This window comes from Rhodococcus sp. MPR-R1B, from assembly GCF_058793255.1.
In genome coordinates this window covers 165,371-181,360 of sequence record NZ_JBXAFO010000005.1, presented here as the reverse complement: position 1 = coordinate 181,360, position 15,990 = coordinate 165,371, and the positions used below count along the sequence as shown (strand labels likewise).

The following is a 15,990-nucleotide window of genomic DNA, read 5'->3' as shown; positions in this document are numbered from 1 at the left end:
CACGCTCACAGCAGCACGCCTCCCACTGAGAGGGAGCAAAGCAAGATTCCTCTCGAATCGGACACGCGAACTCGCTACCTTGCCTTCGCGATACCTCATCGACTCGCCACTCTCTCCGCTCGACGAAGGGCTCACACATGTCCCGATCCACCCGTACCTGCTCACTACGGTCTGCCGCGGCCATTGCGTTGACCAGTAGCTTTCTCATCACCGGTTTCGGCGCCTCGATCGCGCAGGCCGAACCTGGCCCCTCGGCTCCGCTGTTCGGCTCGCTGGATTTCGGATCCAGCAACCTCGGCAGTTCCGAGCAGACCCCAGATGCGCCGCGGCTGACCGGGATCGACAATTTCCGCGACGTCGCAGGCACCGGCGCCGGATACTCGGGAACTTTCGGCCTGCCCGTGAACAAGGGAGTCTTCTACCGCGCGAACGCGATCACGCCCAAGGGCGATGACATGAGCAATCTCGAAAAGCTGGGACTGACAAAGGTTTACGATCTGCGCACTGAACCCGAGATCGCCAGTAAGCCCGATGTCTTGCCCGACGGGGTTGCGTACGAGAACATTCCGATCCTGTCCGGGAACATCGCCGAGATGATCGCGAAGATCAAGTCCCCCGAGGACTCACGATCGATGATGCAGGACATGAACCGCGCCTTCGTCACCGGAGCGACGGAGCGAGCCGGGTTCGCGCAGTTGCTCACGGGTCTCGCGGAAACCGAAGGTGCACAGGTCTTCCACTGCACCGCAGGCAAAGACCGCACCGGCTGGACGTCGTTTCTGCTGCTGAGTATCGCCGGTGTCGACCGCTCGGTGATCATGAACGACTACTTGCTGACCAACGAGTACACAGCCGAAGGCATGAAGGCCACGCGCGCGGGCATCGCGGCGAGCCTGGGCGAACAGATGGCCGTCAACATGGAGCCCCTGTTGGGTGTCGAGGCAAGCTATCTCGATGCCGGTCTCGCCCAGTTGGACCAGACCTACGGGTCGGTCGATCGGTACCTGACCGAGGGCCTGGGTCTGAGCCCGGCGACTGTCATGACGCTCAAAGCCAAACTGCTGGGCTGAGTGGCACGGATGCCCCGGGTTCGACGAGGGATCGGACCCGGGGCACGTGTACTTCTCTGCCCGTGCCGCGGCGGATGCGCCGCAGCGTCCCGTGCGTCAGCGCGATACGGCGATCACGTTGTTTCGGTACGCCCAGATGACGATCTGCACACGGGTACGCACCTGCAGCTTCTTGCAGATGTTGCTGATGTGCGACTTCACCGTGCTCTGTTCGAGGCTGAGGGAATCTGCGATGTCGTTGTTTCCCAAGCCTTGTGACAGCAACTGCACCACATCCATCTCACGCGCACTGAGACCGTGATCCGATCCGGAGCGCGCCGTGGACATCGGTGCCGGCTTGCGCCTCGCGAACTCCACGATCAGTCTCGACGTCAATCTCGGCGAGAGCACCGAACCACCTTCGGCCACGGTCAACACTGCCGACGAGAGCTCTTCGGGATCGGCGTCTTTGAGCAAGAACCCTGCGGCACCGCTGTCGAGCGCCTCGAAAACGTACTCGTCGAGATCGAACGTGGTGATCACGATGACGCGGGTCCCGGGAAACTCGGCAAGGACCTCCCGAGTCGCAGTCAACCCGTCGCCGTGCGGCATTCGGATATCCATCAGCACGACGTCCGGACGCAGTGCACGCACCTGCTCGTACGCCTCGACTCCCGTCTTGGCATGCCCGACGACGCGAATCTCGGGGTGACCGGAGAGAAACAGCTCGAACCCCTGCCGTACCACCTGCTGGTCGTCTGCAATAAGGACATCGATCATGCGTTGATCCTCCCGTTCACCGGCACCAGTGCCTGCACAGCCCACTCACCTTCCGAATTCGGTCCGGCGTCCAGTTGACCACCCATGAGCGTCGCGCGTTCGCGCATTCCCACAATTCCGAGGTTTTGCCCGTCGGAGGCCGGGCGAGCATTCCCGAGAGTATTGACCACCCGTACCCTCACCGCACCGGCTTCTCGACTCAGACACACCTTGGACTCGCTACCCGGCGCATGGCGAAGGACGTTCGACAACGCCTCCTGCACGATGCGGTAACACGTCAACTGGACTCCGCTGTCCAGGTCGTCGAAGCGGCCGACCTTCTCCAACGAGATCGACGAGATGGTGCGCTTGCAGTCGTCCACCAACTCGTCGATGTCGGAGACCATGGGCGTCGGGAAATCGGGGTCTTCCTCACCCAGGCGAAGTATCCCCACGATCTGCCGCAAGCTGTTGAGGGCCCGCTGACCCTGCTCGATGACGCCCCCCAGAAGGGCTTGTGCTTGTTCGGGATTGCTCGAGAAGAACTTGTCGGCGGCACGAGCCTGGATGATCATGCCGGTCATGTGGTGGGCAGCGACATCGTGCAGTTCACGTGCCATGTCCTGCCGTTCGGCGACAACGGCATTCGCGATCTTGCGTTCGCGGTCCCGGTGCAGATCCGCTACTGCCTGACTGTTCTCCACTGCTTGTTTTCGCAGGCGCGCGACGATCTTTCCCATGGCTGCGACGACCAGAAAACTCGTGACGGTGTTTGCCGCCGGTTCGAGGAACAAGTGAGGCAACTCCCCCACCTGAACCTCGGCGACCGTCAGCCCGTCCCGTTCGGTGAGATACATCGCCAAGATCACGTCCATCGCCATTCCGAGGACCAGCAGTCCGACCAGGCGCATGCCTGTCACTCGGATGGACACTGCCATGATCGCGAACCAGAAAAGCGGCGTGGCCCCCAGCGATCGACTGCCGAGGAAGAGCATCAATCCGCCGGATCCTGCCAACGTCAGGAGGTAGTACGCGATCGGGTACCGCCGGCGCGCACACGCCACAACGGTCAACACCGTCAGGAAACCCATGATGCCGACGACGGTTCCCGGATCGCTCAGCACTCGATTGCTCGTCTCGGGTTCAGTCTTGAGACTGGCGAGACCGAACACCCACGGCACACTCAGCAGGCCGACGATCACGGCCGCCGTGGCCGGGTTGTTCAGGTTGAAACGTCCCCACCCTCGCGATGCCAGGGCTTGCCCCGGGGCATTCTGACCAGCCGAGTCGAACATCCACTCCCCATTCCGCATCCGATGATTGACGTTCATGGTGGCATGCGCGCACCACTTGGTCCCACATTCGGCGAACGTGAAGGGAATGTTCGATTCCCGGCTCCTACCAAAGCACTAGTTGAAGGTGAAAGGCCTAGTACTTATGGCTCAGCTGAACTGCTCGACCAACCGGTTCACCATGTTGGTTGCGCTGTAGTAGTCGAGACGGAAGGTGTCCAGACCCACGGCATAGACGTGGTGATCACGAATTGCCGGATGCTGGGCCAACAGTGGAAGTGCCTCGACCGCCTTCACCGCACCGTCGTCGGCACTGACCAAGATCAGGGTGTTGCCCGCGATACCGTCGTAGAGGTTCTCCGCCGAGACCTGAATGATGTCCTTGCGCTTACCCATGGATTCACTGCTCTTCGCGGACTCGGGAATGTCGGCGACCGTGAAACCCATCGCCGTGAGCAACTTCGCCTGCCCCGACTCGTGCGTCCAGATATTGGCGCCGCTGCCGTCCTCGTAGTAGACCAGCGCAGTGGTCGGCTGCGGGGGAAGTGTGATCTTGGCCTTCGCGGCCTCTACTGCGCTGTCGAACTTCGCGACCGTGGCCGCCGCGTTGTCTTCGAGACCTGTCGCCTTACCCAGCACAGCGGCGACTTCCTGCCAACTACTTCCGCCGTAGTCCACCACGATTGTCGGCGCGATGGCCGTGAACTGTTCGTACAGATCGACGACGGAGTCACCTCCAGTTGCCGAGACGACGATCAGGTCCGGGTTCTGCGCCAGAACGGATTCCGCGTTCGCACCGCCCATCGGCAACACTGCAAGTCCGCGTTCTTCTGCTATGTCGCCCCACTGTGTGAACAACCCCTGCGCATCCGAGACGTCGGTGTTCGGTCCCGTCGATGCGGTAGCCACCACCGGAGCGTCGATCGACAACAGCGTGCCCGTCAGCGTCACACTGGTCGAGACGATCCTCTCCGGCTTCGACGTGATCTCCACCGGCCCCTTCGGCGTTTCCACGATACGCGGCCAATTACCCTGCGATGCAGCTGAGTCAGCATCGGAATCGGCATCCGCAGAACTACAACCGGCGAGGGCGAACCCTGCTACCAAGACTGCGGAGAGCACCTTCAGGGTGCGTGATTTTTTCATTGTGACGCCCACTGGCGGACCACTCCTCGAATTCAAAAGCCCATCAAATTAGGTTAGGCTGTGCTCATGCTAACTCAGGCGGTGACCGAATTGTCCGCTACCCTCGCGGCCTCGCCCGACATCGAGACGTCCTGGAATCGGATAGTGCAACAAGGAACGCCGATCATCGAAAGCGTTGATACACAGACTGTTCGAGTTACGTTCCTCTGGCGTCAGCCCGAGGAGACCGAGGTCGAGCGCGTTTACCTGGATGCAAATTCGCTGACCGACCATCACGCAGAACAACTCAGCGTGATGCAGCGACTCGGCGACAGTCCGGTGTGGTTCTACACCGCCGAAGTCTCGAACACCTGGCGTAGCAGTTACAGCATCATCCCGGTACCGAAGTCCGTAGTCGACGAGTTCGACTATCCGGGAGCAGGCAAGGAAGACTCGACCCGCCGCACACGCTGGTTGGGGTTGCTCGAGCACCGAATTGCCGACCCACTCAATCCGCTTTCCGCAGGTGTGGACACAAGGCGTTCCGTCGCCGAGATGCCCTTGGCGCCGGTCCAGTTCGGTTGGGATGCTCCAGTTTTCAGGAAGTCGGTACAGCTCACCTGGGCTAGTTCGACTTTGGACGTCGAGCGGCCGGTGTGGATCTACGAGACCGTGGACGACGGATTGACACCGCTCGAAGAACGGCCGCTCGTGATACTTCTCGACGGGCGCCACTGGGCCGAGGTCATGCCGGCAGGCGCCGCCTTCGATCGTGCGGTCCAGACCGGCAAACTGAAATCCTGCGTTCTGCTTGCCATCGATTCCGTTGACAATCAACGCCGTTCGCAGGAATTGCCGTGCAACCGCGACTACTGGAGTGCAGTCGTCGACGAACTGCTTCCGCAGGTGCGCGCCGTCACACCTTTCTCGTCTGATCGAACGCGAACGGTGGTCTCGGGGCAGAGCTTCGGCGGCCTGGCTTCGATGTTCGCAGCACTCGAATTCCCCGAACACTTCGCGCTGGTCGCCAGCGGGTCCGGTTCGTTCTGGTGGCCAACCGGCTTGAAGCGCGGGGAAGACGGCCCGCCGGGTGGAGACATAGCCGCACGGATCGAGCGCGACGGCGTACCGGACGGTTTACGCGTTGTCCTCGAAGTAGGTAAGCACGAGTCCGACATGGTCGGGCACAGCGCAGCGGTCGCACAGGCGCTGGAGGCCGCAGGAGCGCAAGTGTCGTGTCGGATCTTCGACGGCGGCCACGACTGGTTGTGCTGGCGCAGTGTCCTTCTGGACTCCGTTGTCGAACTGATCGGCAGTCCGTGAGACAGACCACGCTCTAGGCCGGCTCGATGTCACCAAGCTTCCAAGTCCGATCGAAATATGGTTCGAGCGGTCCGTAGAAGCGGAAGTACGAGAACCAGTGCTGACCCGCAATGGTCTGAACCCAATTGGGTTCCTTCCCTACCGGAGTTGTAGGTCCGTAGTAGAGATCCACCGAACCGTCCTCGTTGACAACAAGATCGGGATCTCGCGAGCCACGGTCGCCTCGGCCCTGCTGGTTGTCGACAAGGCAGCGTGTGTCGACCGAGTAGACCGTCGCGGACCAGAACAACTTTGCCGGGACATCGGCGGGTACGTGGAGTGTGTAACTCTTTCCTCCGTCCAACCAGTGCCCCTCGGCGTCGGCGTAGCTACCCAGATATGCCTGCCCGAGTCCGGGCGTCGTACTCTTCATCGCCTCGGAGAAGGTGACCGCCTCGTAGAACCACGACGCGCGTTCGTAGAACTCGTCGTAGTTGTCCCCTCGCTGAGCTGAGTTGTCCAGGACAATCGCCAAGTCCCACTGGCGATCCGGCCAGTAGCGCGAACCGGGGAAGCGTTTGACGAACGCATTCGCCTGGGCGAACACCTCCCCCACTTCGACGGCCCGTCGCAAGATCTTTCTCACTCGATCATCCGGGGCGAAGGGCTTGCCCTTCTCAATCCCCAGCTGCCGAAGCCACGCCATCGGGAAGCGGTCGCGCTCTTCGACAGGTTCGTCCTGCACGATGTCGTGCAGGAGTTCCCAGTATCGAAGGTCTCGCGGCTGAATTCCGCTCCAGGGCTTGCCGTCCGGTGAGACCAGACGCGTCGGAGTCGGATTCTCACGATCGGAGTACGGGTACACCCGGACGGCGTCGACCAACGCGTCCGAGCGCGCCGGGTCGGGATCGAGCGTGCGGAAGCCGAACATGATGTGCATCATCGGGGAGTGGACAACGGTGTAATCACCTGTGTCCTCGACACTCTGACCTGGGCCGACTACCAGGGTCTTGCCACCCTTGCCTGCATCGGGGCCCATCTCACCGAGCACCGCGAATTCTCGTTGCCAGAAATCTGCGATGCCCCCGGCGGTCGGCCCTGGCGGCAATTCGATCACCAACGGCCCCGTTGCACCGAGATCGAAAAAGTTCAAGATGTACGGAGTCGTCGCGTTGGCGGTGATCAGGCCTAGTCGGTCACGATATGAGCGGTAGACGACGATATCGGAGGCAGTTGCTCCGAAGATGTTGGTATGCACGTCCATCCACTGAGCCCAGGACACGATGGGTATGGCCCACAAGTACGCCTGCACTGCTGTTTGGAAGTCGAGCTCGTCGAAGACCGTTGCGATGGTTTCGCGAGCGGGAAGCTCTCCGTCCCTCGGGACAAGTCCGGAGGAATACGTCAGTTCGATGTCGGCCATACCCAGATGGTGCTGGGAGAAACCTCGGCGCGAATCACCCACACCGGGTGAACCTCTAGTTCAGTGCGCCTCGAATGACGGCAGCCGTGCTGTCGAGGATTGTCCGATTGGGCGTGCGAGGTAGGGCGCGCAGGCCGAAGCCGTCGCCGCGATTTCGCGGAATGACATGCAGATGAACATGGAAGACTTCCTGCCCCGCAACAGCTCCGTCGGAGAGGTGCAGATTCACTCCGTCGACGGGGAGAGATCCGGTACGCATCGCCGCGGCGATCTTCTGCGCGACGGCGAAGATCCTGGCACCGTCGTCGGGATCGAGCGTGGACAATCCACTGGCGTGGCGCTTCGGCACGACCAGGAGATGGCCGGATGTGAACGGCCGAATATCCATGAAGGCAAGGACATTCGCGTCGTCGTAGACGACGCTGGCCTCGGCCTCACCGGCGATGATGGAACAGAAGATGCAGTCCATGGTCTCCGACCCTGTGCGCCTTTTCGGTAGTGGTGACCACCGAAAAGGCGCACGGGGCGTAGCCCTTACAGAATCGGCGACGGCGCGTACGCCGCAGCTTCGGGGTTGGCGTCGACAAGTTTCTGCACCTCGGCGACAACGGCATCGACCTGAGCCGAAGCGGCACCGACAAAAGCAGCCTTGTCGGCCAGGGCCTCGTCGAGTGCAACGCGGTCGAGCGGCAAACGGTCGTCGGCGGCAAGGCGATCGAGCAAGTCGGGCTCCTTGCCCTCTTCACGCATCGCCAGCGCAACTGCGACGGCATTCTCCTTGATCGCCTCGTGTGCGGTCTCGCGTCCGACGCCGGCGCGGACGGCGGCCATGAGCACGCGCGTCGTGGCGAGGAACGGCAGATACCTGGTCAGTTCCTTCTCGATGACGGCCGGGTACGCGCCCATCTCGATCAGCACGGTCAGGAAGGTCTCGAACATGCCGTCGATCGCAAAGAACGCGTCCGGGAGCGCGACGCGGCGCACGACGGAGCAGAAGACGTCGCCCTCGTTCCACTGCGCACCCGCAAGCTCGGCTGCCATGGAGCCGTATCCGCGCAGGATCACCTGAAGTCCGTTGACTCGCTCGCACGAGCGGGTGTTCATCTTGTGCGGCATCGCCGAGCTGCCGACCTGGCCGGGCTGGAAGCCTTCGGTGACCAACTCGTGGCCGGCCATCAGGCGGATCGTGTGTGCAAACGACGACGGGCCCGCGCCGACCTGGACGAGCGCGGAGATGACGTCGTGGTCGAGGGAACGCGGGTACACCTGGCCGACGCTGGTCAACACGTGAGCGAATCCGAGGTGCTCCGCAACCTTCGCTTCGAGCTGCTCGAGCTTGGCCGCATCGCCGTCGAGGAGGTCGAGCATGTCCTGAGCGGTCCCCATCGGGCCCTTGATCCCACGAAGCGGGTACCGGTCGATCAGCTGGCGCAGACGCGTCAGTGCAACCAGCAGCTCGTCGGCGGCCGAAGCGAAACGCTTGCCCAAGGTGGTGGCCTGAGCTGCGACGTTGTGCGAGCGGCCGGCCATAACGATGGACGAGTACTCGGCAGCGCGCTCACCCAAGCGGGCGGCAACGGCGATGCCGTGGTTGTAGACATGTTCGAGAGAACGCACGATCTGCAGCTGCTCGACGTTCTCGGTGAGGTCGCGGCTGGTCATGCCCTTGTGGACCTGCTCGTGCCCGGCGAGTGCGTTGAATTCCTCGATGCGTGCCTTCACGTCGTGGCGGGTGACCCGCTCGCGGTCCGCGATGGACTCGAGGTCGACGTTGTCGATGACACGCTCGTAGTCGTCGATGGCGTCGGCCGGAATGTCGATGCCCAGCTCTGCCTGCGCACGCAACACCGCCACCCACAATTGACGCTCGAGCACGATCTTGTACTCGGGAGACCACAGAGCAACGAGCTCCGGGCTGGCGTAGCGGTTGGCAAGGACATTCGGGATGCGGCTCACGAGGCCTCAGTCTAACGGGGGCCAAGCAGTGCCGTTACCCCCGATAGAGAACCGAGCTAGACCGGCGGCGCCATCACGTCGATCGATTCCAAGAGCATTCCCCTGGCCAACCCCCGTGGGTCCGGGTCGTACTCCCCCAGAGCCGTGATCATCGCACCGTCGACCATCGCGACGAGACGGCGCAATTGCCCCTCGGGAGCCGACCGGCCCGAGCGTCGAAGCGCATCGGTCAACAGGTCGTCGAGCTGGGCTCGTAGGCGCAACTGCACGTCACGAAGTGCGGGATGACGGGCACATGCCACAAATCGTTCGTAGCGCGAGATCAAACGCTCGCGGCTCTCCGGCCGCTTCTCTTCGTCTCCGAGCAGCAGCTCGACCAACAGTTCGACGGTTGATTCCGCGCCCCGCCGACGTTGGGTCACCGCAGCCACTCTGGCGCGCATCGCTTCCATGTCGGCGTTGCCGTTGAGCTCGACGGCACACGCGATCAGATCGTCGAGTGAGTCGAAGTAATAGGTCGTCGAAGCCAGTGGAAGGTCAGCTCTGGTTGCCACCGCTCGGTGACGAACGGCGTCGAACCCGCCCTCCAGCAAAAGTTCAGCAGCGGACGCCACCAGAGCTTGGCGACGTCGTTCGCCCTTGGGCGTAGCTGCAGAAGACACCACGACATCGTGCCAGCAGAGGGCACCTCCGCATGGCGAAACAGCTCGAAGACCCTGCTGTTTGTTACCCGAGCCACTTCTCGAGGCGGGCCAGTGCCTCCTGGATGTCTGCTGTCGCACCCGCGAACGAGAGTCTGACCATCCGGTTTCCGTGGACGGTGTCGAAATCGATTCCGGGTGCCAGCGCGACCCCGGTATCTGTCAGCAACCGGGCACACCACGCGGTGGCGCCCTCGTCGCCACACAGATGGCCGATGTCCGCGTAGACGTAGAACGCACCGTCGGCGGGAGCCAACTCGGTGATGCCCAGTTTCGGCAACCCGGTCAACAACAGTTCACGATTGACGGCGTACCGCTGAACGTGCCCGTCCAACTCGACCTTCGCCTCGTCCGAGAATGCCTCGACGGCGGCGTACTGAGAGATCGCGGGCGGACACACGGTCATGTTCGACGCGAGTCTCTGCAGCGGGCGCCGAAGATAGGTCGGCACCAACATCCACCCGAGTCGCCAACCCGTCATCGAGAAGTACTTGGACACCGAGCCGATCACGACGGATTCGCGTGAGGTCTCCCAGGCGCTCGACGTGTGCTGATCGCCGTATCCGATGCCGTGGTAGATCTCGTCCGAGATCAGAAGAGTTCCGTGCTGCTCGCACCACGTCGCCAATGCAGCGAGCTCCTCGGGCGAGATCACCGTGCCCGTGGGATTTGCCGGGCTCGCGACGATCAGACCGGCAGGCGGCGACGGCAAAGCCTCGAGCATTTCCACTGTCGGCTGGTATCGAGTTGCCGGCCCGCAGTCGAGTTCGACGACGTTGCAGCCGAGAGCGGCAAGGGTATTGCGGTACGCGGGATATCCGGGTCGAGCAACCACCACGGTGTCGCCCTCGTCGAACGCGGCCAGGAAGAGCAAGGTGAACGCCCCGGACGAACCGGTCGTCACCACCACGTCTTCGGCGTCGACGGCGATTCCCGATCGCTCGCTGTGGTAGCGCGCAATAGCCTCGCGTAGCTGCAGGATCCCGAAAGTCTCGGTATACCCGAGTAGTTCGGTGCCCAGAATCTCTCGCGTCGCACGTAGCACCGGTGCCGGCGCGGGCGTCGACGGTTGACCTGCCGCCAAGGTCAGGACGTCACCATGTGTCCGCTGACGTTCGGTCGCGGCCTTCCATACATCCATGACATGGAAGGTCTGGATATCTGATCGACGAGATTCTGAGCGCACACTCCGACGGTAGTCGAACCGTGGTGCGGCAAGAAACGACGACCACCCATTGTGACGATCCGACAGATTCAGGCGCTCAGCATGAGTCGATTCAACGAGACCTGGGCCACGTCCCTCGCGCAACATTGATCAACGACTTCCTTCGATCAAAAGGTGCATCAGATGAAAGCTCGCTCAGTGCCCACTGCGGCTCTGGTCACGATCGGCGTTCTCACGGTTGCCTCGTGCGGAAGCACCTCTGATCCTGGCGGCAATTCTTCCGGCGACTACGCGAAGGACGGCAGTTTCACCACGATCGTGAACACCGATCCCGGCAACCTTCATCCCCTGATCACCAATCTGACTGCCACGCAGGCGATCAACAGCTATACGAACGACTCGTTGTTGGCCATCGACCCCAAAACCCGCGCAGCGGGCTCGTATCTGGCCGAAAAATGGAGCGAGAACGGAACTTCGCTGAACTTCACCCTCAAAAAGGGGATCACGTGTGAAGACGGCACGACCTTCACTGCCCAGACAGCGGCAAACAACATCAACTGGGTCGTAGACACGACCAACGGCTCGCCGTGGTTGGGAGCATCCGTACCCGAAACTGCGGTAGCAACCGCTGATGGTGACGAGCTCACGATCAAGACAACGGAACCCGCGCCCTTCCTCCTCGAGCGCATCGGCGCTCTCAAGATGGCGTGCCAGGCAGCCCTCGACGACCCTGCCAGTGTTCGAGGCAGCAGCAACGGAACCGGACTGTTCAAGATCACCGAAGTAGTGGCCAACGATCACGTCACGCTCGAACGCCGCGACGGATACAACTGGGGGCCGAACGGCGAAACCACGTCGGACACGCTCGGAGTGCCCAAGACGGTCACGATCAAGGTCGTGACCGACGCCGCGACGACGGCGAATCTCGTCCTCACCGGAACGGTCAACGCGGCCCCGGTTGCCGGCGCGGATATCGAACGTGTGGAAGCTTCAGGCCTCGAGTCGATGACGTCCAACACCCTGAGCGGACAGTTCATCTTCAACCACAATGCGGCTCTCCCCACCAAGGACGAAGCGGTACGCACCGCACTCGTGCAGGCGATCGATCTCGACGATTACACGGACATCAACACCGGTGGCAAAGGCTCACGAGCTACGGCACTGGCAGTAGTCGATCCGCGGGCGTGTGACTTCGACAGCGTCACCGGTGTAGTTCCGAAGTTCGACATGGCCGCTGCGAAAAAGACTCTTGCGGACGCCGGTTGGAAGCCCGGATCCGACGGTGTCCTGACCAAGGACGGTCAAGCGCTGCAATTGACGGTCATCTTTGCCAACTACCGCGACACCACCTCTGCAGCAGCAGAATACGCGATGAAGCAGTGGCAGGAGCTCGGCGCGAAGGTAGAGCTTCGTGGTGGTGACAACAACTTCATCATTTCCAACACATTCGCAGCGAAAGACCTGACGTCATGGTCGATCTCGATCGGACTGACCGTCCAGAGCGATACCCCCAGCATCTTCGTTCCGTACTTCGCCGGCCCCACCCCACCGTCGGGTGTCAACTTCGCATCGATCGACAATCAAAAGTACGCCGAACTGGCGGCGAAGGCCTCGGTTCTGCCGGGGCAGGAATCCTGCTCGGTGTGGAAGGAAGCGGAACAAGCACTGTTCACCTCGTCCGACGTCATTCCGGTGTCCACGTCGCCGAACTTCATGTTCTTCAACGGCGCAACGGCCCTGTATGCACCAGTTGGCGGCACCCTGGCCGGCCCTGGCATTCGCGTTCTGAAATAAGCCGGAAGACAAAGCTTTACGTCTGCATCTATTTCTCCGATTCGAAGGATCTACATGACTGACCGTCCATTTGTTCTCGACGACCTCCACCGTGTGGTCACACCCACGGAGACCTCAATCTCTCCCGACGGCGCCGTGGTCGTCTTCGTTCGCTCGGAAATAATTGCCGGAAAGGCAACTACATCATTGTGGGCGGTGTCCCGCGATTCCCAGGCTCGTCGCCTCACTGCCGGACCTGCCGATTCGGCCCCGCGGTTCTCTCCGGACGGAACGTCGATCGCCTTCCTCCGCAAGGTCGGCGACTCCGCGCAGTTGCACCTGATCCCGCTCGCCGGCGGCGAGGCCGAAACCCTCACCACAGCAGCATCACTCCCCCTCGGAGCCGGCGCAGCGGCCTGGAGCCCCGACGGAAAAGCCATTGCATTCGCCGCCGTGGTCTCACGTTCGGACTCCACCGACCCGAACGCGCCCATCGTCACCGACCGACTCGGATACAAGGTGGACGGTGCCGGTTGGCTCGGCACCTTCCGGCGCCACCTGCACACCGTCGAACTGGAGACGAAGGCAGTTCGACGGCTCACCGACGGTGACTGGAATGCAGACGTTCCGTCCTGGTCACCGGACGGCAAGGCTCTCGCCTTCACCGCGAATCTGGAACCGGACAGCGATCTGAACCTCACGTTCAGCGCCTACCGCATCCTCGTCGACGATCTGTCGGTTCCCCCGCAGCGACTCGGTCATGCCACCGGAGTGCAGGGCTCCACACTGTGGCATCCGCAGGGAGATTCGGTCGTCGCCATCGGCACTCCGGAGGTCCGTGTCGGAACTGCAGACCTGATCCGGCTGTCCGTCCCCGGCCCAACCGAGACACCGGTCGACGTCACCCTCACAGCTCATCTCGATCGCAACGTGATGCCCGGTGCACCCGGTTACCCCGGCGGCACACCGGCACTGTCGAATACTCGCGACGAAATCGTGTTCTGCCTACGCGATCGTGGATGGACGCATCTGTACGCGGCCGACATCGAAACCGGCACCTCTCGATCCCTCGTCGCCAATCCCAACGAGGTCGTCTCGGCGCTCTCCGTTGCCCGTGACGCCCGCGTCGCCTCCGTCATCGTCACCACGCAGCAGTCCTTCGGCGAGGTCGCACTCGTCGATCTCGACAGCGGCGCGGTCACCACGCTGACGAAATTCACCGCAGAAGCACTCCCCGAGGTGACACTGTTTGCCGCCGAGGAACGCGAGTTCACCATCTCCGACGGCCGCACCGTGCATGGTTGGTTACTGTCCGCTCCCGAAACCAGTGGCGCTGCACCTCTTCTGCTCGACATTCACGGCGGACCGCACAACGCGTGGACCGGCGTTGCAGATACCTATCACCCCGCCCACCAGGTTCTCGCCGCCCAGGGTTGGCGCATCCTGACCCTCAATCCACGTGGGTCGGACGGGTACGGCGCAGACTTCATGTACGCCGTCAACGGCGCCTGGGGTACCTCCGACCAAGCCGACTTCCTCGAGCCGATCGACGCGCTTGTCGCCGAGGGACTTGTCGACGGGGACCGTCTGGCGATCACCGGGTACAGCTACGGCGGATACAGTACGTGTCACCTGACGTCCGCGACGGATCGTTTTGCCGCTGCAGTTGCCGGCGGGCTGATCTGCGATTTCAACGCCATGGCCGGAGTCTGCGATTTCGGTCCGCACCTCGCGTCACTCGCCACCGGCACGACTGTTCCCGAGAACTCCGCGGGGCTGCTGGCAGCCTCACCGCTCGCCGCTGTGAAGAATGTGGTGACCCCGACGCTGATCCTGCACGGAAAGTCGGACGAGCGGTGCCCGCTGGGTCAGGCCGAGGCCTGGTTCGCCGCACTGCGCCAGCAGCATGTACCCACCCGACTGGTGGCGTATCCCGGTGCAAGCCACGGGTTCCTCGTCAACGGCTCGATCTCGCACCGAATCGACTACAGCACGCGGCTCATCGAGTGGGTGAAGCGATACACCTCCGCGAAGCTGCCCAAGACCGGCCTGGCCAATGCATCTGCCGGCGCCGACGCGTGGAAGCGCTCACTGGACGTACTGTGTGAGCGTTACGGCGTCACCGGTGCTCAATTCGGTATTCTCACACTCGATTCCAGCGGCAAGGAAATCACCCGTACGACGGTGGCTTCCGGCGTGATCAACGCAGACACCGGGGTCGAGGTATCCACCGACTCCCTGTTCCAGATCGGATCCATCACCAAGGTATGGACCGCGATGCTGGTCATGCAGCTTGTCGACGAAGGCTTGCTCGACCTGGACGCGACCGTCCGGTCGATCCTGCCCGATTTCGCACTGCAGGACGAGGAAACAGCTGCCCGCATCACGGTTCGCGCACTTCTGAACCATCGCAACGGAATCGACGGTGACCTGTTCATCGACAAGGGTCGCGGCGACGACGTCGTCGAACGCTACGTCGAGGGCCTGCGTGACTTCCGTCAGGTTCATCCACTCGAGGACGGCTTCGCGTACTCGAACTCCGCGTACGTCCTTGCAGCTCGTATCGTCGAGGTTCTTCGCGGCGGCATCTGGGACGACATCCTCAAGGAGCGGATCATCGATCCGCTCGGCCTCGCGCACACACTCACGTTGACCGGGGATACACCGAGATACTCTGTGGCAGCGGGTCATACGGGGAACTCCGTCGTGATGCCCGTCTGGCCGATCACCCGCTCGATGGGGCCCGCCGGCTGCATCACTGCCAGCATCGGAGATCTACTCACGTTCGCGGAACTCGGTCTTCTCGAAGGACAGAGCGTCGACGGCGTACGGATAGTGTCGGAAAAATCGGCCGCCGCGATGCGCACACCCGAAATCGACATCAGCGAACTGTTCCCGGACAAGTCGGGTTGGGGCTTGGGCTGGTTCCACGAAACCTGGTCGGGCGAAGAGATTTTCGGGCACGACGGCAGCACCATCGGGCAGCACGCATATCTGCGTATCTTCCCCCGCCACAATGTCGCGATCGCACTGCTGACCAGCGGCGGCAAGGCCGACGGCCTCTACCGTGATCTCTTCACCGAAGCCGCGGCCGCGTTGGTCGGACTCGAACCTCCGCAAGCCCTCGCCCCGAACCCCGCGAGTGTGGAGTCGATTCCGGATTCGGTTCTGGGAAAGTACAGCTCGGGCGGAATAGCAATCGAGTTCCGTCGTGGAGAGTCCGCTGACGAGGCCGTGATCACCGTCATCGGCGACGTAATCCCGAATCCCGAGGAAGACGAAACAGCTCCGAAGAAGCCTGCAACGGTAGCCACTCTCGTACCGTCGCAGATCCCGGGGACCTGGACCACCCGTCAACCCGGGGCCGCCGGTTGGACGACGGTACGGCCGCACCGAGACGGAGTGTACGTCGGATTCCGCTTCCTACCACGGGTTAACGCGTGAC

12 protein-coding genes are annotated in these 15,990 nt (G+C 62.4%); 4 read left to right on the top strand and 8 right to left on the bottom strand.

Annotation, left to right across the window (positions count from 1 at the left end; translation table 11 throughout):
• Nucleotides 1–137 precede the first annotated feature (137 nt).
• Complete coding sequence (locus AC1Q61_RS09825; protein WP_007734429.1) at nucleotides 138–1,070, top strand: tyrosine-protein phosphatase; 933 nt, start codon at nucleotides 138–140, stop codon at nucleotides 1,068–1,070.
• 96 nt (nucleotides 1,071–1,166) lie between these two features.
• Here AC1Q61_RS09825 and AC1Q61_RS09820 read toward each other — a convergent pair whose 3' ends face one another.
• From AC1Q61_RS09820 to fepB, 3 genes are all read right to left on the bottom strand, one after another.
• Nucleotides 1,167–1,829 carry a response regulator transcription factor gene (locus AC1Q61_RS09820; protein ID WP_003945911.1) on the bottom strand — a complete coding sequence of 221 codons (663 nt, stop codon included), beginning with the start codon at nucleotides 1,827–1,829 and terminating at the stop codon, nucleotides 1,167–1,169.
• On the bottom strand, nucleotides 1,826–3,139 hold the full coding sequence (locus AC1Q61_RS09815) for a sensor histidine kinase (protein WP_003945842.1): 1,314 nt from the start codon (nucleotides 3,137–3,139) through the stop codon (nucleotides 1,826–1,828). The genes AC1Q61_RS09820 and AC1Q61_RS09815 overlap by 4 nt, the downstream gene beginning before the upstream one ends.
• A 111-nt stretch (nucleotides 3,140–3,250) precedes the next feature.
• A complete protein-coding gene (gene fepB / locus AC1Q61_RS09810) occupies nucleotides 3,251–4,246 on the bottom strand; it encodes a Fe2+-enterobactin ABC transporter substrate-binding protein (RefSeq protein WP_042920315.1) in 996 nt (331 codons plus the stop codon).
• Between the two features lie 66 nt (nucleotides 4,247–4,312).
• On the opposite strand from fepB, the gene fes reads away from it, so the two are divergent.
• Nucleotides 4,313–5,548, top strand: coding sequence for an enterochelin esterase (fes, locus tag AC1Q61_RS09805; RefSeq protein WP_003945472.1), 1,236 nt, complete (start codon nucleotides 4,313–4,315; stop codon nucleotides 5,546–5,548).
• Nucleotides 5,549–5,561: 13 nt separating this feature from the next.
• Here the strand turns inward: fes and AC1Q61_RS09800 are convergent, their stop codons facing one another.
• From AC1Q61_RS09800 to AC1Q61_RS09780, 5 genes are all read right to left on the bottom strand, one after another.
• Entirely contained in the window at nucleotides 5,562–6,950 is a 1,389-nt protein-coding gene (locus AC1Q61_RS09800; protein ID WP_076948615.1) for a DUF1254 domain-containing protein, read from the bottom strand.
• A 55-nt stretch (nucleotides 6,951–7,005) separates the two neighbouring features.
• Complete coding sequence (locus tag AC1Q61_RS09795; RefSeq protein WP_042920316.1) at nucleotides 7,006–7,419, bottom strand: HIT family protein; 414 nt, start codon at nucleotides 7,417–7,419, stop codon at nucleotides 7,006–7,008.
• Between the two features lie 65 nt (nucleotides 7,420–7,484).
• A complete protein-coding gene (gene purB / locus AC1Q61_RS09790) occupies nucleotides 7,485–8,906 on the bottom strand; it encodes an adenylosuccinate lyase (RefSeq protein WP_003945775.1) in 1,422 nt (473 codons plus the stop codon).
• Nucleotides 8,907–8,962: 56 nt separating this feature from the next.
• Nucleotides 8,963–9,568 (bottom strand): TetR/AcrR family transcriptional regulator, encoded by a 606-nt coding sequence (locus tag AC1Q61_RS09785; protein WP_003945736.1) that lies wholly within the window; start codon nucleotides 9,566–9,568, stop codon nucleotides 8,963–8,965.
• 64 nt (nucleotides 9,569–9,632) lie between these two features.
• Nucleotides 9,633–10,793: a pyridoxal phosphate-dependent aminotransferase gene (locus AC1Q61_RS09780; RefSeq protein WP_037132442.1), complete on the bottom strand. Its 1,161-nt coding sequence runs from the start codon at nucleotides 10,791–10,793 to the stop codon at nucleotides 9,633–9,635.
• Nucleotides 10,794–10,955: 162 nt separating this feature from the next.
• On the opposite strand from AC1Q61_RS09780, the gene AC1Q61_RS09775 reads away from it, so the two are divergent.
• Nucleotides 10,956–12,566, top strand: coding sequence for an ABC transporter substrate-binding protein (locus AC1Q61_RS09775; RefSeq protein ID WP_042452661.1), 1,611 nt, complete (start codon nucleotides 10,956–10,958; stop codon nucleotides 12,564–12,566).
• A gap of 54 nt (nucleotides 12,567–12,620) precedes the next feature.
• Nucleotides 12,621–15,989 (top strand): serine hydrolase, encoded by a 3,369-nt coding sequence (locus AC1Q61_RS09770; RefSeq protein WP_228401913.1) that lies wholly within the window; start codon nucleotides 12,621–12,623, stop codon nucleotides 15,987–15,989.
• Nucleotide 15,990 lies beyond the last annotated feature (1 nt).

What these genes read in the sequence shown, in the direction of transcription:
- AC1Q61_RS09825 (WP_007734429.1), top strand. Translation starts at nt 138, where the DNA reads ATGTCCCGATCCACCCGTACCTGCTCACTACGGTCTGCCGCGGCCATT.
- AC1Q61_RS09820 (WP_003945911.1), bottom strand. Translation starts at nt 1,829, where the DNA reads ATGATCGATGTCCTTATTGCAGACGACCAGCAGGTGGTACGGCAGGGG.
- AC1Q61_RS09815 (WP_003945842.1), bottom strand. Translation starts at nt 3,139, where the DNA reads ATGAACGTCAATCATCGGATGCGGAATGGGGAGTGGATGTTCGACTCG.
- fepB (WP_042920315.1), bottom strand. Translation starts at nt 4,246, where the DNA reads ATGAAAAAATCACGCACCCTGAAGGTGCTCTCCGCAGTCTTGGTAGCA.
- fes (WP_003945472.1), top strand. Translation starts at nt 4,313, where the DNA reads ATGCTAACTCAGGCGGTGACCGAATTGTCCGCTACCCTCGCGGCCTCG.
- AC1Q61_RS09800 (WP_076948615.1), bottom strand. Translation starts at nt 6,950, where the DNA reads ATGGCCGACATCGAACTGACGTATTCCTCCGGACTTGTCCCGAGGGAC.
- AC1Q61_RS09795 (WP_042920316.1), bottom strand. Translation starts at nt 7,419, where the DNA reads ATGGACTGCATCTTCTGTTCCATCATCGCCGGTGAGGCCGAGGCCAGC.
- AC1Q61_RS09775 (WP_042452661.1), top strand. Translation starts at nt 10,956, where the DNA reads ATGAAAGCTCGCTCAGTGCCCACTGCGGCTCTGGTCACGATCGGCGTT.
- AC1Q61_RS09770 (WP_228401913.1), top strand. Translation starts at nt 12,621, where the DNA reads ATGACTGACCGTCCATTTGTTCTCGACGACCTCCACCGTGTGGTCACA.